We start from the raw sequence: 20,781 nt of genomic DNA, 5'->3' as shown, positions 1-20,781 counted from the left end.
GGAAAGTCACCGTGCAACGTGAATATGTGCTTAGCCATGCCCTGAACTTATTGGAGCAACATGGCCTGTCAGCAACACTGGAGACACTTTTAACTCCCCTGAATATTGATATTGACCATATAAAACATTTTTGGCCTGATCGTGAGGCCCTGCTCTACGATTGCTTACGCTACCACAGCCAACAGATTGAGATCTGGCAGCGCCAAATCCTGTTGGATGAAAACTTGAATCCTGAACAAAAGTTATTGGCCCGCTTTGATGCTCTCAAGGAAAAAGTACAGGAACAGCGTTATCCGGGTTGTCTGTTCATCGCAGCTTGCAGCGCTTTCCCTGATGCAGACCATCCGATTCATCAATTGGCAGAATTGCAAAAACAAAATTCCTTCCATTACTCAACGGAGTTATTGCAGCAACTCGATATTGAAGATGTTCAACAAGTCGCCAAACAGATGGAACTTATCCTTGAAGGATGTCTTAGTAAGCTACTCGTGAAAAGAGATCTTGAAGATGTCCTGACGGCAAAACTGCTGGCTGAAGATATTCTAACCATCGCAAAATGCCGAAAAAATGGGGCGTTAAGTTAATAAAAAGCGGCCAAAGCTGAATAACCACACTAAGTTGGTATAAAAATACAGCGAACAATCAATTTTAATGATTTTTTCGCAGAAAGTGTTTGACGGATTGGGCTGAATACGGTTTAATGCGCCCCGTTAGCCCGGATAGCTCAGTCGGTAGAGCAGGGGATTGAAAATCCCCGTGTCGGTGGTTCGATTCCGCCTCCGGGCACCACTTCAACTTCCAGTGAAGTCCAGCCCAGTAAAACAATTCCTGTCAAATCCAGCAAAATCAACACTATTATCTATTTCTACGTCTAGTTTCGTCTGTTGCAATCAATATGCAGCGAAGGGCATAATTCGGGGCACTTACCGTTCGATTACAAGGATGCCCTTAATAATGAAACTAAACGCCCGGCAAATCGAAACTGCAAAACCCAAAGAAAAAACCTACAAACTCGCCGATGGCGGTGGCCTCTATTTATAGCTGAATCAATATAGATTCTTGAGAGTCGTATCAGTTGAGTAACGGGCTTCAATCAGGTGATCGCCCAGAACAAATAAATTCGTGTTCAGTTCCTGAGGGCAATTTTCTGGGCGGATATTACAACCACGATCGTCCGCATAGTTTTAATGGTGGAATTTCACCGGTTGAATATGAAAAGCAGTGGGAAGAGGCTAAAAATGTGTCCGGTATTTCTTGACCGCTACACATCATCGGCGGGCTGGAGAGGCAGGACAGCAGCGGCCAGCCCACATTTTCCTGTAACAGCGGCGGGTAATCAAGGGTGACAGGCGTGATATTATTTACGCTGAGATGAGAAGGAGAACCTTCCTGCGTCGCAGTGATAATGTTTTGTTCCAGCGTACACGCCTGTACATGGTAGCCGGTGAAATAGCCTGATACTTCAATGACAGGTAAGTCGTTTGCCGGTTTCCCGGTCAAATCAAAAAAACGCAGACGGTGCTGGGTTCTGTCCAGAAAATCACGCTCGGTCTGAAGCTGGTAGTAAAAAGTGTCGGGTTGCCGGTCGTCATCCAGAAAATGTCCTGCTGGAGTAAACTGCTCAATCGGCAACCAGTGGTAAGGTGTGCCCCGCTGCTCGCTGTCATCAGGCTGTTGCTCGACCTGAATCTCCCGTAGCCGGAACAACCGCAACGATTCTCCCAACGGTAAAGGGTAACTGTGATTATCGGCTTCCAGCAAAATAGGTGGGCTGGTCTGATTTTCCAGATGAATAGCAGGTACGCAGCCCAACAAAAACGCCTCATCGACATCCTATATGTTTTAACAACTGCTTTTTGTTTTCATAACGCAGTGTTTCGTCACCACATATCAGGGCTCAGTCATCTAAGTATTCTAATGCCTTATCCTCGAGCTTTCTTCACTAATGCGACAGAACCGAATCACCACGCATCCGGCCCAACCCACAGAGATGTAATATAGTGATTATTATCGCATTCGGCATAAATTTTTTGGCCACTAGAAGCAGCAAAAATTGCCGTTGAAAGCAGGGATTTTCCTGCATCAGTATTGTTTAGATGAGCTGCCCAAAACCAGCTCTGACCACTTTTATTTTTAATTGTAAAGGCCAACCGATTTTTATTTCCCTCATATCCTGTGGAAACGGAAATAATATAGCCTGTAATGGATTCATTGCAGTTTATTGCATCATTCTTACCTGTAGGAACGGAGATATTTGGCTTTAATTGGCTGCCAGTTATCTTGTCACCATTCCCCTCCGCTGACACACTGCAAGCAAAAAAACAAAATAATACGAACAAATAAATTGATTTCATAGCAATTCATTCCTTTTTAATTAATGTGTATTCACATACAGAGAAATAAGAAATATAAGAGTCTCACTATTATGACAAGCTGTTTAGAACTGTCGCTTCGTCTAACCAACTCTTGATACAAAGTATTCTCGGATCCTGAAAATTTTATTCATAAAGTTTTTACTTCGATAAAAATTTCCAGCTATAATTATTATGTTCTTGCCAGTTTTAGTTAATTTATTCATATGTAATGTATTCAATTTTCCAGCTTATTACTTTGGGTTGTGATGTACAGGCACTAAAAAAACCATTATTAGTTTCTACGGTAAACGCACGATCAAGATCTGGTTGAATTTCCATGAAAGAGGGGCCTGTACTATAGTAACAGCTTGAATCAACATATGAAATTTTGGCTATGCCACTACCTTTATTTTCAAATTTCATATTATCAGTTGATGAGAAATTTATTATGCTTAACATTGTGTCGTTTTTTTCTGCACCTCTAGCACTTATGGTGAGCTTCTCGTCATTGATTGATTGGTCATCATGTATGATTAATTGGAATTTATTATGTGACGAATAGTCTCCGCTGGAACAGGCGCTTTCACTTCCATCGCATTTTAAACTCAGATTGACCTGACAGCCACCCTTTCGGGTGAAGGTGGTATGCCACTGACTATAAAAGATAAGCTCTATCTCGTCTGTGGTTTTAAGTTCAACTGTACAAATCTTAACTTTTGGTTTTGGCTTAGGCGTGGAATTACTCAGCAATATACTGACAATGGGCACCATTGTTTTTGCTAATGGGTAAACAATATTATAATCACAGTCTGCATTATTTGAACGATCAAAAAATCTAGAAACCTGATTGAAACGATCACAAAATCCAGAAACCTGATTGAATAACAACCTTCTTTCATGTTCTGATATAGCAATATTATTAATATTTAATGGCCTATCAAGCTGTTGATGCAAAGTTAGTAAAAAATAAATTGGATATTCAAGCATTACTGGTGCTTGTGGAACACTACTCTCTAAATCTCTGTATACAGCAAAATTATTTAACCTACTAAACATCGGGTGAACATCTGTACTCGTAAGGTTTACCCCCCGGAGTACATCATCAGGATGACCCAATCCTAAAGCATGACCCATCTCATGAAGTACAAGCGCATATGTAAAAATTTCTGCATACCCACTTAAATCAAGATCATTCCCCATTGTGGTTTCCCAAGTGTCGTAAAGCCTGTCAGATACAGCAATGGTAGGCACAAAATATATTCCTGGTGACGTAATGCCATAATTAAATCTCATCTCATCATATTCATAGTAAATAGGCATAGCAGTTATTGCGTCTAAATATCCAAGATAGTAATCAGGCCTGGTTCTATCTAGCATAGTAGGCAACATAGTTTGTAGAATAAAATTAGGTTGTTCCCCCGGTTGAAATTCCCTGATAGTAAAATAAGGATTCAGCACATTATTCCAATATGCTGCAGCACGGCGCATAAGTGGTGCGATCCGAATATCAGCTTGGAAATCGTCATATGTATATTGTATCGATAAATTTGGGTCGGGCAGTCTATATCTTATTGTATTTCCGTAAGCCATTATGGGATTATAAACATTACCTTCTGTATCAAAAAAGAAACCGACAACCGAACGCCTTGGATCACCTTCGGGTAATGGCTGGCCAAATGCCATGAAAATAGATGGTAAAAATGATAACATTGCCATTATGGCAATAAATATTTTCTTTATTAAATTCATAATATGCTCCCATTATCCTTTTACCAAGCATCTGGCCCAACCCATAAGGAGTTAATATTTTGGTGATCTCCGACCGCCTCGCACTCAGCAAGAATTTTTTGCCCACTAGCGGCAGCATATGACGCCAGTGCTTGTATGGATTTACCTGCATCTGTATTAGCATCATACTGTGACCAGTACCATTCGTGATTTTTTCTATTTTTATCAACCACGGTAATAGCGATATAATTTTTTATCTTCGGGCCTTTGTTATAACCTCCATACCCAATAGCAACAGAGACAACATAACCGAGGTAGGAAGACTGAGCGGTACATTTTTTTCCTTGCGCAAGTTGAGACGATTTTTCGTTGGTGTTAGGTTTTATTTTATAAATTTGGGCATATGCTGCTGAAAAAAAACTTAGGGTGAATAAAATAAAAACTCCTGACAGTATTTTTTTCATGATATTCATAAATAAGTCTCCGTTTTAATTTTATTAAAAATTTGTGTTATTGGCTTCACCTCATGGTCTTTGTAAAAACTGGAACGGAGCAAGTAACAAGTGGCAAGTGAAATACGAGCGTTATCGTCTTTTGTACGTTCAATATAATTGAGTAAGCACCGAAGATAATTCGGGCTATGCTGGTGTGAACTGCCAAGGTGAGACAAAGGTGTCGAACAAGCCTGTAATTCGTGTAATTCCTGCATCCAGGTGTGAACCGATAGTTGCATTTGACACCTCTTCTTATGTTGAGGAAGAGAAGAAACCTATCATAACACACAAACATAGCTAAATAATGAATGTTTTTTAATGTATTTATAATGAAGAGTGAGTCACTAAACTGGCTCAATTTTTCCATTGTGTTTAAAAACAGGTTCTGTTGCATTAAAACAATTATCTGAAGTGGTCAGTTGAAAGTGGTCACTACATTCACGTTTTTCTAAGTAGCTGATCCTAATTATGCTACATTCTTGCCATTCCATGTCCATTCCCAGAATAGGGGGATACTGTATGATTTTTTCCGTGATCTACTATTAGGAGCAGCTATTTAGAAATACACGATAAAATCATCATCACCTTCATTGAACCTAAATACGATGTTTAGTACAAATCAACGGATTGAATGCGTGACCCAGGCATTCTGATGATGGCTAACGGGCGGTTTTGGTGGGTAAACTCGCCCGTTAAACATATATGGGTATTATTTTTACCTAAAATGTAACAGCAAAATTGCAGCATCATTCTTTATCAAATAAAAACGGATGAAAGATGATACTTAACACAATCAAATAAGTCCGTGTACCAAAATCACTCCGATACATAAAGGTCCGACATATCTCCATATAAGCAGTAAACACTGACGGTTCCGCGATGACATATTATCCGGTATTAGTGCATTGACCTTGCGTGACCAGCCAAATACGAGGCAAATGATAATCCCGAACAATGGCATTAGGACATTGGAAGTAACAAAGTCCAGCATGTCGAAGATGGTTTTTCCACCTAATGTAACGTGACTTAAGGGGCCAAAAGATAAGGAAACAGGGATCCCCATTAACATAATCGATGCCGTGACTATTAAGCTGGCTTTACGACGTGACCATTGGAAGCGCGTCTGAACATAAGCAACAATGTGTTCAAGTAATGAAATTGCTGAAGTCAGTGCAGCCATTAATAACAATAAAAAGAAAGTGACTGCTAATATTGAACCACCGGGAAGACTGGCGAAATAAATTGGCATCGTCATAAACGTTAATCCGGGTCCCGCATTAGGTTCTAAGCCAGCCGCCGCCAAAGCAGGAAAAATCATCAGGCCAGCCAATATACAAACCAAACAGGAGAGGATAACAACCCAGATACTTGATCTACCAATACCTTTGTTATTAGGTAAATAAGAGCTGTACGTAATGTGAATCCCCAAACCGATAGACAGTGAAAAAAAGGCCAACCCTAAGGCATCTAAAACACCTTTTCCGGTCAAGCTACTGAAGTCTGGGTAGAGGAATAATTTTAGCCCTTCTGAAGCGCCAGGTAAGCGGATGCCGATAATAATTAACACTATCATGATCAAGAATAACAGTGGCATCATGACTTTAACGGACTTTTCCAAACCTTTTTGCACGCCAGATAATACGACAAAACAGGTTAGTCCTGAAAATGCCAGATGTGCAATTATCGGCCACCATGGATTGCTGATGAAATTGGTGAAAATAGATTTCAGTTGAGAGATATCGGTAATATTCAACTGTCCTGTACTTGCCATCACCGTATAACCGATAGTCCAACCACCGACAACACTGTAAAAGCTATAGATACACCATGAACTGAATATACCTATAAAGCCAACCCACCCCCAGTGTTTACCCAGTGATTTTTTAAATGCATTAACGGCCACTTCACCCGTACTGCTTCCCAGTATGTTCTCAGCTAACAGAACCGCTAATCCAATCACAAAGCTAAACAATAAAAATACAACCAGAAATGCACCACCACCATTTGTTGCTGAAACATACGAGAATTTCCAGATGGCACCAATGCCAACGGCAGATCCGGTTGCTGCTAATACGTGCCCCAGACGGGATGTCCATTGTTGACTCATGCTAACCCCCGAATAAATACAGTGTCAGCACATGTATCCAGGCCCAATGCCCAAATATCTTTAGATAATAAACGGTATGTCATAATAATTGTTAACTTATTGTTGTAAAAATGATTACATATGTAATAGTAACTATCACAACTACTTGAATTTCCACTGGCGAAACTGGGTTATGATTTAACAGCCAGTGATAAGCATCATACTCACTGATACTCGCAAGATACAGAATGATAGTGGTAATAACAGCTAGAATCGCCAACAACTGCCCCCGGGTAAAACTTTTAAGTACTAGGTGTTGTTGACATTTTGTGAGGAGTTATTGAACAGCATGAAGATTTGGTATAATCGTTTTCGCCAAAAAATAACCAGACCTCACCATCATGCCGCGAGCTATGTTAACAGATACACAATGGAAATTGCAGAGCCAGTATAACCAGCTCTGCTTGTTTTATGCTCTATGAATCATCAGAATTGCCATTTAAAACCCACGTTCATGCTATTGTCCTGATGGCTGCCGGACAACAATCCGCTATAGCCGAGCGTAAATGACACATTATCACTTGCACTCATTTCCGCATTCGCTTTCAACACCACGCCGTCACGGGAAACCGGAACACTACGGGTCACAAAAGTCGTGTTACTACCACGGAATGCCAGTCCTGTAGCGCGTTCACGTTCACCGTATTGATGCTGCCAGCCTAATTCTCCATTCAGGGCAATTGAAGAACCCCATGAAGTCTGCCAGTTATGGTTAGCACGCAATCCCAGTGTAGAGATTGTTGCTTCGGTATGTTGTTTATTGCCGTGGAGTGCAGCAGCACCGCCGTTTTCGTTAATACCTTCATTGCGGAAATTAACATAAGCCAGATTAACGAAAGGTTCCAGATTCACCGCGCCCGCTGGCAGATGATAAGCCAATTCCGCAGACAGCTGCGCTGTCCGGCCATTGTATTTCGCCTCTTCACGGTCATACTGACTGCCGTAGCTAACAGAGCGTTTGGTATCAATACGGTGCCAAGTGAACCCACCATTGGTACGCAGAGTTAAATCACCAAACTGGCGATCACCGTAAAGCGCAAGGTGATAGTTATTGCTGTCAGCAGTGGCACTGTTACCACCATCCAGAGAAGTACGGGTGTAACCTGTTGCGATCCCAAGACGGCTGTATTCATCCATGAGAGCATCCGCGCCCAGGAATACACCATAATTGGATGCCTGATAGCCCGTCGCATTCTGTGTACCGGAAGCATGGCTCCATGCACCAAGCAGTCTCACCCATGCACCGTTATCATCTCCACGGATATCAGGCGATGATGAACGCCCTTCAGCCTGACTCAATCGAGTATTCAGCGTATCACGCAGATAACGACTATCATTAACCAACAAGGAAGCAATATCAGCATGAACTTGCCCATCAAGCTGACGAATGGCATGTCTGGCTTGCCCCGCAGAAGTACTGGTCAGAAGACTTTCGTAAACCGGGTTGCCAGCACCGAGGGTATCAGCAGCCACAGCTATTGCACGTTCATTCTGTGTCTTAGTCACCGCCGCGAAAGCAGTGTCATTGCGTCCGACATGGAGAGTGACGTCACTGGGTTGATAAGACAAGCTAGTGCCAAGGAAGAGATAATTCGGGACAACATGATCAAATCGACCGTTGATGTCCTGCTTCGCACTCAGAATAGTGTATTGCTGACCGGCTAAGCTTTGCACTTCGTTAAGGGAAAGCAAGTTATCCTTATTTTCAAGGAAAACAGAAACCTTTCCGCCATTGAGTTGTACATTTTTTTCAGCCTGAATGCGGTCACTGCGTCCATTGGAAGCGATTTCAACAGCATAATGAGAGCCGGATTCAAAGGTCACTTTTTCAGTAGCCTTAAGCGTACCAGTAGCCTTAAGCGTACCAATAGCCTTACGCGGATCAATCGCTTTAAGCGGATCAATGACCTTAAGCAGATCAATAGAGTTACCCGGTGCAACAGTACCGCCACTCTGAACATTGAGCATGCCAACAGTACCATTTCCGCCAAGAATTCCGCTTTCCTGTACTGAAACAGTTGAGGAAATACTACCGCTGACGTTCAGTAACCCCTGTTTGACCAAGGTTGGGCCGGAATAAGTATTATTACCGCTGAGGATAAGCTTACCGCTACCCTGTTTAGTCAACCCGCCATGACCGCTGATATCGTTGCTCCATATATCCCATTCACACAAACTACCATTACAGATGCGCTCGGTGGGTTTTCCTTTATCAAGCACAGCACCGGCACCCGGGATATCAGCAATAAACTGACCGTTACCGTAAGCGACTCCGTCAGGATCGGGAATGCGGAGTTTTTCAGGGATATCTTCTGCGGTATAGAACATACCGGGGCCATTTATTGCTTTACCGAGGTTGATCAATCCCCAACCGTAAAGCTCATCAATCCCCTTTTCTCCCATATCTGTCGCTGTAGTACGAAGCACAGAAGCGACCTGAGCACCCGTCATATAGGGGAAACGCTCCATCAATACGGCGATACTGCCGCCAGCATGGGGAGCCGCCATTGAAGTACCTCTGTAACTGGCGTAGCCGTTTTTCAAATCGGCCACCCCTGTTCCTGTGATAACTGAACTATATATATAACTGCCGGGTGCACTGACACAAAGACTGGCGGTATAACCACAGCGGGAAGCAAAATCGCTGATGGTATAAGGTTCGCTATTGGTACTATTGGGATCTTTCTGCAAGCTGGTAACCGTTAACCAGTTTGGGGCGATGTCAGGGACAAACCACGCCAAGCCGGCGATGGCATCTGGATGTGTGTAGTTATAGCTATTACCGGCAGCAAAAATTGTCACAATCCCACTGCGTGCCGCATCAATGGCTCCCTGATATGCACCGCCGGGTTTTGTACCCAAAATGGGTTTGATTTCATCAAACTGTTTCTGGGCTTCTGCCAAAGTAAAATGAGGCCCATTCGGGTATTTCCCGGCTTTCTCAAGATCTGCATCAATACCAATACCCCAACTGTTGTTAATGATGCGAGCCCCACTGTTTATCAACGCATTCCAGCCTGCCTGATAAACACCGCCATCATTGCCTAAGATGATGCCATCTTCCGGGCCGGGATCACCGTTATCAGCACCGATTATTTGGGCGTTATAGGCTACGCCATGCATTTCTTTGCCATCCCGATTGGCTGCCGCAGTGCCCGCAACATGAACACCATGCGCCCCTAGCTTTTTGTTCTTACCTACGGTTGGTGTGCCGTCATAAGTGAATTTGTCGCCTTTATTAACATTAATGTAGGGATCGGTATACTCACGTATTCCAGAAGTCGTCAGGTTGATAACCTTATCTTTTCCTGCGAACTCAGGGTGTTTGGCATAAACCACCTGATCAAATATCCCCAGTTTGATTCCCTTACCGGTATAGCCTCTGGCATAAGCTTCGTCAGCATGAATAGCACCAAGCCCCCATCCCTTCAAAAACTCACTGGTACGCCAACTCGCCGGATCACCTATTTTCCCTTTCTCAACATAGTCTTCCGCATAAGCTCCTGCGCTGGCAGCAGCCAGACAGCAGGCGATAGCGTAGTGAAGTATACGGGGTTGGGTTTTGATGGATAAACGTGCGGCAGTCAAAGCACTTCGAGGTATTCTATATCGCTTCTTCATTTCAGTTACCATCCATTGTTAATTTGCCAAAATACCAGTTTTTATGTTTTTTATTGTGTAAGCGGGCAGGAATCATCAAAGGTATAGTTTCCTAAGAACAGGGAAGGATTAAAAAAAGTGTATGTAATCAACGCCACCACCTGCCCCCCTAAACACCCATAAAATGCCATATTTTGTTAACATTTATTTATATATATTTTAAATAAAACATAACAAATAATGTTATTTTTATGATTCGGGGAGATGGCGTGATATTGATACCACGCCGTGGCTTATTTAGCCGAAAGCAACTTCTGCCAAGAATAATGGCCGGGCTTCACGACCATTAACTTTCATTTTTCTGAGGTTCAATCTTTAAAGGTTGTGTATCTGATAATGATGTGCTGTCGCGTAATGTGGAATGACGCAACGGTTTTACGACTGCGGCAAGCAGCAAGCAGACAAGTGCAGCAAAGGTTCCAAATGAAAAGGCGGTCATTAATGGAGACAACAAACGCCCCATAAAACCTAATCCCAACGCCCCCAATGAATCCCCTGTCACATCCTGAGCGGTCACAAAACTGTTTACTCGTCCCAATAAATGATCCGGTGTATGGCTCTGAATAAGCGTAAATTGCAGTAAAGATGCAAACGCATTCAAATAGCCATAACAGACCAATACCACTAATGCCAGCACGATATGGGTGACTACGCCCAACATAGATAACGTGATAAAGGAACACAGGGCACATATAATCAGTAAGATCCCCGGCCGGGTACTTTTCCCTATCCAACCGCTGGTGAATGCACCGAGCATGGCGCCTAATGGCACGGCGGAATACATTAATCCCGTCGCTGATGGCTCTTGGTGGTAAACCTCCTGAGATAATGCAGGAAACAGAATCCTAACCGCTCCCGCAGCACTTATCATCATTCCCACCAGAATGACACTGCCCACTATTTTGTGCTGACAAACAAATTTCACCCCACTGACCAGCGCACTGATCGGATGTTCTTGCTTGCTCGTCTGAGGTTTCATTGCCGGGAGCCTCATCAAAGGCAGCAGTGTTGCCAATGTCCCGATTGCGGCAACGGCAAAGTTCCAGCCCGGCCCACCAACAACAATAATGATACCTGCCAAAGCGGGAGAAATAATGGCACCAATGCGAACAGTGATCATGCTCAAAGCACCTGCTGAAGCCAGATTTTCCCGCCCGACCAGATTTGGAATTGCCGCCATTAACGCCGTCATACCTAACGCACCAAAAAAACCATCCCAAACAGAAAGGAAATAGAGCATATACAGCGATGGTGAATCTAAAAATGCGTTAAAGCTCAATGCCACAAAACCGATACCACAAGTTCCCCGGGCAAACAGAATGAGTTTACGCCGGTCATAACGATCAGCCAGTATTCCCCCCAGAATGAGTCCGATAAACATACCGATCCCATCCAAAGCAACCACAATGCCCACCTGTAAGGTAGAACCCGTCAGAAATTGCATTTGGACAGGAACGCCAACCGTCAGCATGCCCAATGCAAAAACGGATAACATGCGGGCAATAAAGATAGCGCGGAAATGTGCGTTCTTTCTGAGCAAACTAAAATCTAAAAAGATTGATGACTTAGCCATAATGTTCCATACGATAACGTTAAACGCGATAAAGTTAATTGCGATAAAGTTAATTGCGACGTTGTTTCAACAGGTTATTGAGCAATGGTCCCCACTGTTTCAATGGTGCCGGAGAAAGAATATCGGCGTGTTCACAATCTTGCCGATACACCTTTAAGTGGCTAATCCAGGGCGCCCACGTCTTTTCAACATCTAACTCTGGAGGCAATGTCCGCGCAGCCACAAACAGTATGGCTTCGCCATCATATTGCTTGTTAACGGCAGACAATAAACTGCGGACAGCATCCTGATAGTTAGCAACAATATCTTCAAACATCGCCTGTTTTTCCCTGCCCAGTTGTGGATCATATAGTTGCGGATCATGCTCATCTTCTGTCTCCGCCATAAACTCCGCCTGTTCACGGGCAATTTCCTGTTTGGCCTCTTCCTCACTTAATCCGCCCCAATCCTGCCCTTCTGGGGGATAAGCATCCAATAACCCTAAGAAAGCGACTTCTTCATCTTCTTGCCGCAAACGGATTGCCATCTCCTGAGCCAACATCCCGCCCAGAGAATACCCCAGCAAATAGTAAGGTCCATGAGGCTGGACAGTGCGCAATGTAGCCAAATGGCGTGTACACATTGCGTCGAGGCTATCACAATCTGCAATCACACCGTGGGGACGAGGTGACTGCAATCCGATAATCGGCCAATCCCCCTCCAGATAACGCAACAATCCACTGTATTGCCAGGCAAAACCCGACGCTGGATGTATACAAAACAGCGCGGGTCCTGTTCCTTCCCGCAAAGGTAGAACTTCCCCCACGCCACGCTTTTCTGCCGAATTCTGTTCCTGCTCATCAACCAATAACGCACTTAATTTCTCTACACTTCGCGCGACCATGATATGACCGACTGAAACACTATTATTAGAAAGCTGGTGATTAGAAAAATGGTGATTAAAGCGTCGGCGTATCTCGGCTGCCAGACGCATTGCCAGCAACGAATGCCCGCCCAGAGCAAAGAAATCATCATCAGCCCAAACGGGGCCACACTCTAAAATCTCGCTGAACAACTCGGCTATCTGGCTTTCCAAACCCGCTTTTGGTTGCCTGCCCGTGGTTAATTTTTCTGGCATCGGAAGTGCCTTGCGATTCAATTTGCCATTAGCACTCAACGGGAAATTTTCCTGTATCACATAAGTGACAGGCAGCATGTAAGCCGGTAATCGTTTCATCATCGTTTGGTGCAATGCTTCAAGATCCAATGTCACACCGGATTGAGGAATCAACCAGGCAATTAGCTGACGTGCATCGACATGACCAGTCGCCTGACCTGATTTACCCAGCTCACGCGCTGCAACCGCCGCCTGAGCAATTCCCGGTTGCTCCAGCAAAGCTTGTTCAATTTCCCCCAGTTCAATCCGTTGACCACGTATTTTTAACTGATCATCACTGCGCCCAAGATATTCAACTTCACCATTTTCTGACCAACAGGCAATATCCCCCGTTCGGTACATTCGTTTGCCAGAGGCAAAAGGATCAGCCACAAAACGGCTGGCGGTCAGATCGGGTCGGTTGAGGTAGTTTGTGGCTAACTGAATACCGCTGAGATAGAGATCGCCCGCCACGCCAACAGGAACGGGGCGTAACCAAGCATCTAAAATACGCAATTGGGTGTTCCATACTGGTCGGCCGATAGGAATCCCCGGGCTGCTGCAACGTGCCAATGCCTCACCAAATGCAGGCTGCCATGTCACATCCACAGCCGCTTCGGTTGGGCCATAAAGATTATGTAAAGGTGCGGCTATCAGCGTCTGATAGCGACGTGCCAGTTCACTTGACAGGGCTTCGCCACTACAGAAAACACGCCTCAGACTACGGCAGAAAGGCGCTTCTTGTTCTCGTAACGCCAATGAATCCATTAAGGTTGCCAACATTGATGGCACAAAATGCAATGTCGTGACACGGTAGTCATCAATAAGCCGGAGAAGGGCTGCGGGATCGCGATGCGCTTCTGGTGGTGCCATGACTAATTGAGCACCTGTCATTAACGGCCAGAAAAACTCCCATACAGAAACATCAAAACTGCATGGCGTTTTCTGCAATACCACATCATCTGCTGTCAGTGAGTAAGCTTCCTGCATCCACAGTAAGCGGTTAACAATGGCTTGATGGCTCACGACCACGCCTTTTGGCCGCCCTGTGGAGCCAGATGTATAAAGAATGTATGCCGGATGTTCAGACGTGATGTTAACGGCAGTATGGGCAGGTGGCTGTGTTTCATCCGCCAGTTTATCTAATAACAATTTATCCAATAACAACAAAGAGGCTTGACTGGCAAAGCGTGCCTTAAACGTACTTTCGGTGATCACGATTCTGGGTTGGGCATCTTTCAGCATGATGGTCAAACGCTCATCAGGATAGCCTGTATCAAGAGGCAACCACGCCGCCCCGGTTTCCAGAATTGCCTGTAGCGCCAGACTCAGTCGAACTGAACGTGATAATGCCACCCCGACAATATCCCCCGCCTGTACACCTGCTTCAATTAAACGATCAGCTAACAGGCGAGTTTGCAGACGCATTTGCCGGTAGGTCAGGCGATGATGGCAATCCAAGAGCGCCAAAGCGTCGGGCGTTTTCCTTGCCTGTTCCATCACGAGTTGATGGAGAGTTGTGGAGGGAACATCATGATAGGTTTTATTAACTTCCTCAATAAACGCTGTTTCATCAATCGATTGCAAGATCCACTCCCGCAGTGCGATCTTCGGTTGTTCGAGCAGTTGCTGGATCAAGAGAATCAGGCGTTGTGCCAAGCGTTCCGGCTGTTTAATGCTTTCCCGATATTCCATTAATAGGCGCAGACGTTTACCCGGCAATACCAGTAACGTCAGAGGATAGTGAGTGTAACCACGGTTATTAATGCCCTGACAGAGGATGCCCTCAATCTCTTCTTGGTGCTGTTCCACTTCGGGATAATTTTCAACCACCAGCAAGGTATCAAACAGTGTGCCAGTGCCTGCAATTTGCTGGATCTCACCAAGACCAATATTGTCATGTTCAATCAATTGGATCTGCTGTGCCTGTAGCTGTTCCAGTTGAGGCAAGAGTGGTTGGGCCATATCCAGCATGACCCGAACCGGTAAGGTGTTACTGAACAGCCCGATGTGCTGATCCAACCCTTCCGTCTGCCCAAACCTGCCCGACACCGGAGAACCGAAAACCACATCAGATGAGCCGCTGTGTATACTTAATAACAACGCCCAGATTCCTTGCATCACGGTATTGAGTGTCAAACCGCGTTGCTGGCATAAATCAACTAATGCCTGTTCCATCGCGGGTGTCAGTGATATTTCAAGTTCCTTAACCTCGCCAACATGGGATTGTTCACCGAACAAGCACGTTGGTTGAACACCTTGCAATACCTGTTGCCAACATTGGCGGGTCGGTTCTATTTCACGCGCCAATAATTGATGAACAACGTCTTGATAGCGATTATCCGGTCGATACAAAGCTGGCGCACCCTGATTCAGCAACGTCAAAAGATCCTGCACCAGAATAGGGGTAGACCAGCCATCGACGACCAAATGATGAGCATTCAACAATAACGTATAACGTGAACTGTTATCATGGCAGACCAGCAATGCGTGTAATAAGGCTTCTTGCTGCCGGAAGAGATCCCGCGCAAGCTCGGCTGTTTCAAGTTCCCGTAATGCCATCTCCTCTTCTTCCGCAGACAACTCAGGCAGTTGATGAAGATCGAGTGCCCAATAATCTTTATCATCGGAGATGATGGGTATCAGTTGTAGTGGCGAAGCACACTGTTCAGTATCAAATTTCGCAGCCAGTTGCGGATGATGATGTACTAAAGCCGACAGCGCCTGACGCAATTCAGCAACTGTTAATGGCCCAGACAAAGAAAGGCGCGTCAATGAGTTATAGCTACCATGCTCAGTGGCTGTCTGTGCGTGGAATAATAACCCTTGTTGCAACGGTAACAACGGTAATACCGCAGATAATGGCCCATAACGCTCAGCCAATTGGGTAAGATCGTTTTCCTCCACATCGGATATTCCCACTTCTGCGGCGACTAACGTCGCCATAGCCTGCTGGGGCTGCTGTTTGGCGAATTGGATTAAACGATCGGCTGCCCATGCCATGCCACGATGTAATTCCGCAATATCTTGATGGCTGAAAATACCATCAACCCATTGCCAATTAATCACCAACTGCGGAACATCCCCCTGTTCATCCACAAACAAATTGATTTCCAGACTGTGGTTCAGAGGCATTTCAGGATCTTGATAAACAGCAAACGCATCCCGGAAAAGATTTTCAGTTCGTTGTGGTGCCCATAAATGATTTATCTCGACAAAACGCCCCAGATAATTAAACAAGATCTCTGGTGCCTGTTGCGATGACAATATTTCCCTCCCCGTTTGATCAAGATAGCGCAGCAAGCCATAACCCACGCCACGATCAGGAACAGCACGCAGAACGCTTTTGACTGCCCTGACCATTTCAGCAGGCTGGCTTTCTCCTGTTGGTGGTACACCTACCACTATCGGATATTCAGCGGTCAGCCAGCCAACCGTTCGGGACAAATCAACTTCTTGGTCTAATTCAATGCGACCATGAGACTCTAACTGGAAACGTAATTTATGGGCATTAAAATGGCGGTAGCAAGCCATGACCAATATGGTTAATAGCATCTCTTCAACATTGGCGTGGTACTGTGCTGGCAATGTTCCTAATAATGCGGTGGTCTGTTCACCACTCAATAATGTTCGCTCTTCACAGGCGTTTATCCTGCGATCCCGCTGCACATCTAACGAACGCCGCCCTAAAAGGAGCGTTTTTTCATTTAACATGCTTTGCCAGAAAGGTAATTCGACTGCACGTTGTGGCAGGTTTTGGCGCAGTTCATCATTCCAATCGTACAAAGTGTACTCTTCCGCAGGCAAAATCATGGCCTCGCCAGTGATAAGCGCTTCTGTTCCCTGACGCAATTCATCTAATAGAATTCGCCACGAAACGCCATCCGTTGCCAGATGGTGAATAACAAACACTAACCCCTCAGACACACCACCATTTTGTAATAAACAAACATGGAATAACTGACCATTCGCAGGTTCCAGACGCATAACCGCATCGTGGAAAGCTTGCTCTGCACAAGATTCAAGATCTGCGCAATCTTGCCATATGCTGTAATAGCGCCCCTCGGTGATGGTTGTTGATTCACCAAAGGCTGGCGATTCCCCCACAATCAGTTGGTTATCACGGGTGAACGCTTGCAACACAGGATGCGCTCGCACTAAGGCTGTCAATACTTGTGATAATTGTTGCGGCTGTAATTCTGCGGGAACGCGGACAAATACCCCATGAGCGAAACGGGTATTGATCCCATGAGATTCGGCAAACCAATGCAAAATAGGCAGGCTATCGATCGCCCCTTTTTGAATTCGCTTCGAAGCCTGTTTTGCGCTGGTAACAGGCGTCATTTTCAACGCCATACGCGCAGGTGTGCGTTCGCTGAAAATATCCCGAGGGCGTAACTGCCACCCAAGGCGGCGTAACTGTGTTCCCAGTGCCATCGCGGAAATACTGTCTCCCCCGAGGACAAAGAAATCATCATCAGCACAGGCTTCTTGCACGCCTAACAAGCGGGCAAATGCTTCACAAATAGATTTTTCCTGCTCGCTTTCCGCTTTTCTGCCCACAGGCAATTGAAGTTGTTGCGGCTTAGGCAACGCATTACGATCAATTTTGCCATTAACGGTAAGCGGTAAGGTTTCCAGTACCATTAAAAGAGCAGGAACCATATAATCAGGCAGTTTTTTTGCCAATTCTGCCAATAACAGAGCAGAGATATCCGGCAAAGCGCGTCGTTGCTCGTCGGGTACTGCACAATACCCCAACAACCGGTATGTTGCACCGAGAGGCTCCGCAATGACTACCGCAGAACTGACTTCCGGCAAATCTGCCAGCGCATTTTCAACTTCACCCAACTCAACGCGAAAACCACGCACTTTAACCTGATGATCCACACGACCAATAAATGCAAGCTGCCCATCAGGCCGCCAACGCATAAGATCCCCACTGCGATACATCACTTCGCCATGACGGAATGGATTGGCGACAAAGCGCGTTGCTGTCAGGCCCGGACGGTGCAGATAACCACGTGCGATGCCTGCTCCTGAGAGATACAGCTCTCCCACTGCCCCAATTGGCACGGGTTGTAGGTGGCTATCCAAAAGCCAGATATCGGTATTGGCAACCGGACGCCCAATCACGGGTTGTTCAGCCACCTGAATACTGGCCCCCAGCGTATCGATAGTGTATTCGGAAGGGCCATAATAATTATGGACATCAATTTGCGACTGCTGCTTAAGTAATTCCCATAACCGTGGCGTCGCTGCCTCACCACCAATCATAATAAATGCTGGCTGATGATTGCCTTTTTCCAATAACCCGCTGTCGATAAGCTGAGTCAAAAAGGAAGGGGTGATATCCATGATATCAATCGGCAGCAGGTTCATTTGCTGCACCATGCCCCAGGCATCCCGCCTCAGTTCCTCATCAAAAATAGAGAGTTCACTGCCCAGAATCATGCAAAACAGGGGTTCCCAAGAGGAATCAAAGGAGAAAGATGCTGTGTGTGCCGCTCTCGCCCGTCGGCCGTGTTGGCGATAAAAATTCTCAATGAGCGGCCCGAACAGATTAGTAGCATGGGAAACCAATAAATTCAGCAGCCCGCCATGTGTACTCATGACACCTTTTGGCTTACCTGTCGAGCCTGAGGTGTAGATCATATAAGCCAAATGTTCTCCACGCAGTTTTTCGCGTCGTTCTTCGTTTGTAACAGGTAACGCAGAGAAACCGGAACATTGTTCCGCGATCTGCTGATCATCCAGACAGAGTATCTTGGATACTTCGGGCATATGTGCCAGCGTGTTCAGGTGCGTGATCAACAAAACTGGCTGAACATCGTCACACATTAACTGTAAACGTTCCTGCGGGTAATCGAGATCAAGGGGAATATAAGCCGCACCGCTGGCTAACACGCCTAAAATAGCAACCACTGAATCCATTGAACGAGGAATACCAATGGCAACCACATCCTCAGCCCCGATGTTTTGTGACAGCAGGAAACGTGCAAGTTGCATCACTTTTGTCATCAACTGGCGGTAACTCAGTTGTTCATTGCGGCAACGTATGGCGACGGCATCAGGCTGTCGTTCGACTTGCTGCAAAAAGAGATCCAATACAGAAACACTATTTACAGGTGATTGAATTTTTACAGGTGATTGAATTTTTACAGGTAATTGAGTTTTTACAGGTAATTGAATTTTTGGCCCGCATGACCATTCATCAAGCCGTTGTTGTTCCTTCGGTGGAATTATTGGCGTGAATGCGATGGGTTGCTGTGGCTGCAACAGCAATTGATTTAACAGATAGCTGATCCGTTCACCATGCCACTGTAAGGTTTGTTCACTGTATTTTTTTCGGTTAGCGATAAGTGCCAGATGAAACTGGTTATCGTAGCAACATAATTCAAATTCTAAATCATCCACGGGCCCCATCGCGAGGGTGTGTGTTTTGACAGGTTTCCCCCCTAATTTCAACGTTTCGTTATAGATTTTATAGTTGAAAACAGGGCCATAAAGCGCGTTATTGCTACCCGATAATCCCAAATCACAACGTAGCTGTTCGGCTTCGTATCGCTGGTGACGGCGAACTTGCTTCATTTCATCCACAAACAGGCTTGCGACCTCTGCAAGGGTCATACTGTCTTGCAATTTTATTTGTAGCGGCAGGATATTGACGACAGGTCCCATCGCACACAGCGCCTGAGATCCCAGACGCCGCATAAAAGGAAAGCCAATCGACAGATGCTTTTCTCCGCTCATGCGATAGAAATAGATGCAGAGTACAGCCATCACAATTTCAGCCGGCTGGAACCGCCGCAGCACATCATCTTCCCTTAATAAGGCAAACTGAACCATCGGAAAATGGCAACGATAATGTAACGGTAATGGGTTGCCCGTATTGACAATATCTTCAGTGGAAAGTGAAACAGAAGCACCACGTTCACGGGTATGTTTTTGCCAGAATGCGGCTGACACTGCTTTTGCTGGTGACTGTTCCCAGCTCTGATATTCTTTGACGACCAACTCAAAGGAACTGAAAGGATTTTCAGTTGGCTGGCGGCCTGCACTTAACGCATTATAAATATCAATGATACGTCGGGTCAGGGCATCAAAACTAAAGCCATCCAACATAAGATGGTGAAAACGCTGATACCAGAACCAACGTTCAGGCTGAGCCTCAATCTTCATAATCACCTGCCGATAAAGGGGACGTTCTCCATCTGCGGGTAACTCAATTGTCAAATCCGTCCGCATTAATTCCTGTGATGCGTTTTCTCCCTGTTTGCGGGACTGTTCATGAGGCTGTTTATGAGGCTGTTTATGAGAGAAGTCAATCCATTCTGGAGCAACAACCTGTTGTACATGATGAAATTGTGCATGATGAAAAGCCGGGATTTGCTGTACAGGCTCCCCCTCTTCATTAATAAAATATCGCGCATGAATGGTATCGGCCTCAGCCAAACCCTGGCGGATAGCCGCATCAAATAAAGCGCGATCCAGTTCGCCATTGATTTCAATATAATGCGCAATGGTGAATTCATTTCGATGGCTGGCAAGTTGATCGGCCATCCAGATTCCGGGCTGGGCAGCCACGAGCGGCAAGGTCAGATTGACTGATTTAATTTCAGAAAATTGCAATACATTAGGCACGTTTGATTTCCTTTCTTATCGACAGGTTAAACCATCAGCATTATTAA

At 45.4% G+C, this 20,781-nt stretch carries 9 protein-coding genes and 1 tRNA gene; 2 read left to right on the top strand and 8 right to left on the bottom strand.

Translation table 11 applies throughout. The annotated features are described in order from the left end of the window. Positions 1-11: 11 nt before the first annotated feature. Both dicD and AB204_RS13210 read left to right on the top strand, forming a co-directional pair. Positions 12-584 carry a division control transcriptional repressor DicD gene (gene dicD / locus AB204_RS13215; RefSeq protein WP_047963833.1) on the top strand — a complete coding sequence of 191 codons (573 nt, stop codon included), beginning with the start codon at positions 12-14 and terminating at the stop codon, positions 582-584. Between the two features lie 129 nt (positions 585-713). Then, positions 714-789 (top strand) — tRNA-Phe (locus tag AB204_RS13210). A 369-nt stretch (positions 790-1,158) separates the two neighbouring features. On the opposite strand, the gene AB204_RS13205 is transcribed toward AB204_RS13210, so the two are convergent. The 8 genes from AB204_RS13205 to AB204_RS13165 form a co-directional block, all read right to left on the bottom strand. Further along, positions 1,159-1,812 carry a type VI secretion system baseplate subunit TssF gene (locus AB204_RS13205; RefSeq protein WP_053067910.1) on the bottom strand — a complete coding sequence of 218 codons (654 nt, stop codon included), beginning with the start codon at positions 1,810-1,812 and terminating at the stop codon, positions 1,159-1,161. Between the two features lie 149 nt (positions 1,813-1,961). After that, entirely contained in the window at positions 1,962-2,354 is a 393-nt protein-coding gene (locus AB204_RS13200) for a hypothetical protein (RefSeq protein WP_047963832.1), read from the bottom strand. A gap of 216 nt (positions 2,355-2,570) precedes the next feature. Further along, the gene (locus AB204_RS13195; RefSeq protein ID WP_047963831.1) at positions 2,571-4,103 is read right to left on the bottom strand and encodes a zinc metalloprotease; all 1,533 of its coding nucleotides are present in this window, start codon (positions 4,101-4,103) and stop codon (positions 2,571-2,573) included. Between the two features lie 20 nt (positions 4,104-4,123). Then, positions 4,124-4,555 (bottom strand): hypothetical protein, encoded by a 432-nt coding sequence (locus AB204_RS13190; RefSeq protein WP_047963830.1) that lies wholly within the window; start codon positions 4,553-4,555, stop codon positions 4,124-4,126. Positions 4,556-5,369: 814 nt separating this feature from the next. Then, positions 5,370-6,683 carry a sodium-dependent transporter gene (locus AB204_RS13180; protein ID WP_047963828.1) on the bottom strand — a complete coding sequence of 438 codons (1,314 nt, stop codon included), beginning with the start codon at positions 6,681-6,683 and terminating at the stop codon, positions 5,370-5,372. A gap of 465 nt (positions 6,684-7,148) precedes the next feature. Then, on the bottom strand, positions 7,149-10,343 hold the full coding sequence (locus tag AB204_RS13175; RefSeq protein WP_053067909.1) for an autotransporter outer membrane beta-barrel domain-containing protein: 3,195 nt from the start codon (positions 10,341-10,343) through the stop codon (positions 7,149-7,151). Positions 10,344-10,668: 325 nt separating this feature from the next. Continuing rightward, the gene (entS, locus tag AB204_RS13170; protein WP_047963827.1) at positions 10,669-11,955 is read right to left on the bottom strand and encodes an enterobactin transporter EntS; all 1,287 of its coding nucleotides are present in this window, start codon (positions 11,953-11,955) and stop codon (positions 10,669-10,671) included. 49 nt (positions 11,956-12,004) lie between these two features. Further along, complete coding sequence (locus AB204_RS13165; protein ID WP_047963826.1) at positions 12,005-20,734, bottom strand: amino acid adenylation domain-containing protein; 8,730 nt, start codon at positions 20,732-20,734, stop codon at positions 12,005-12,007. Between the last annotated feature and the right edge of the window lie 47 nt (positions 20,735-20,781).

This window comes from Xenorhabdus khoisanae, from assembly GCF_001037465.1.
In the GTDB taxonomy this organism is placed as follows: domain Bacteria; phylum Pseudomonadota; class Gammaproteobacteria; order Enterobacterales; family Enterobacteriaceae; genus Xenorhabdus; species Xenorhabdus khoisanae.
This window is presented reverse-complemented; position numbering and strand designations above follow the sequence as displayed.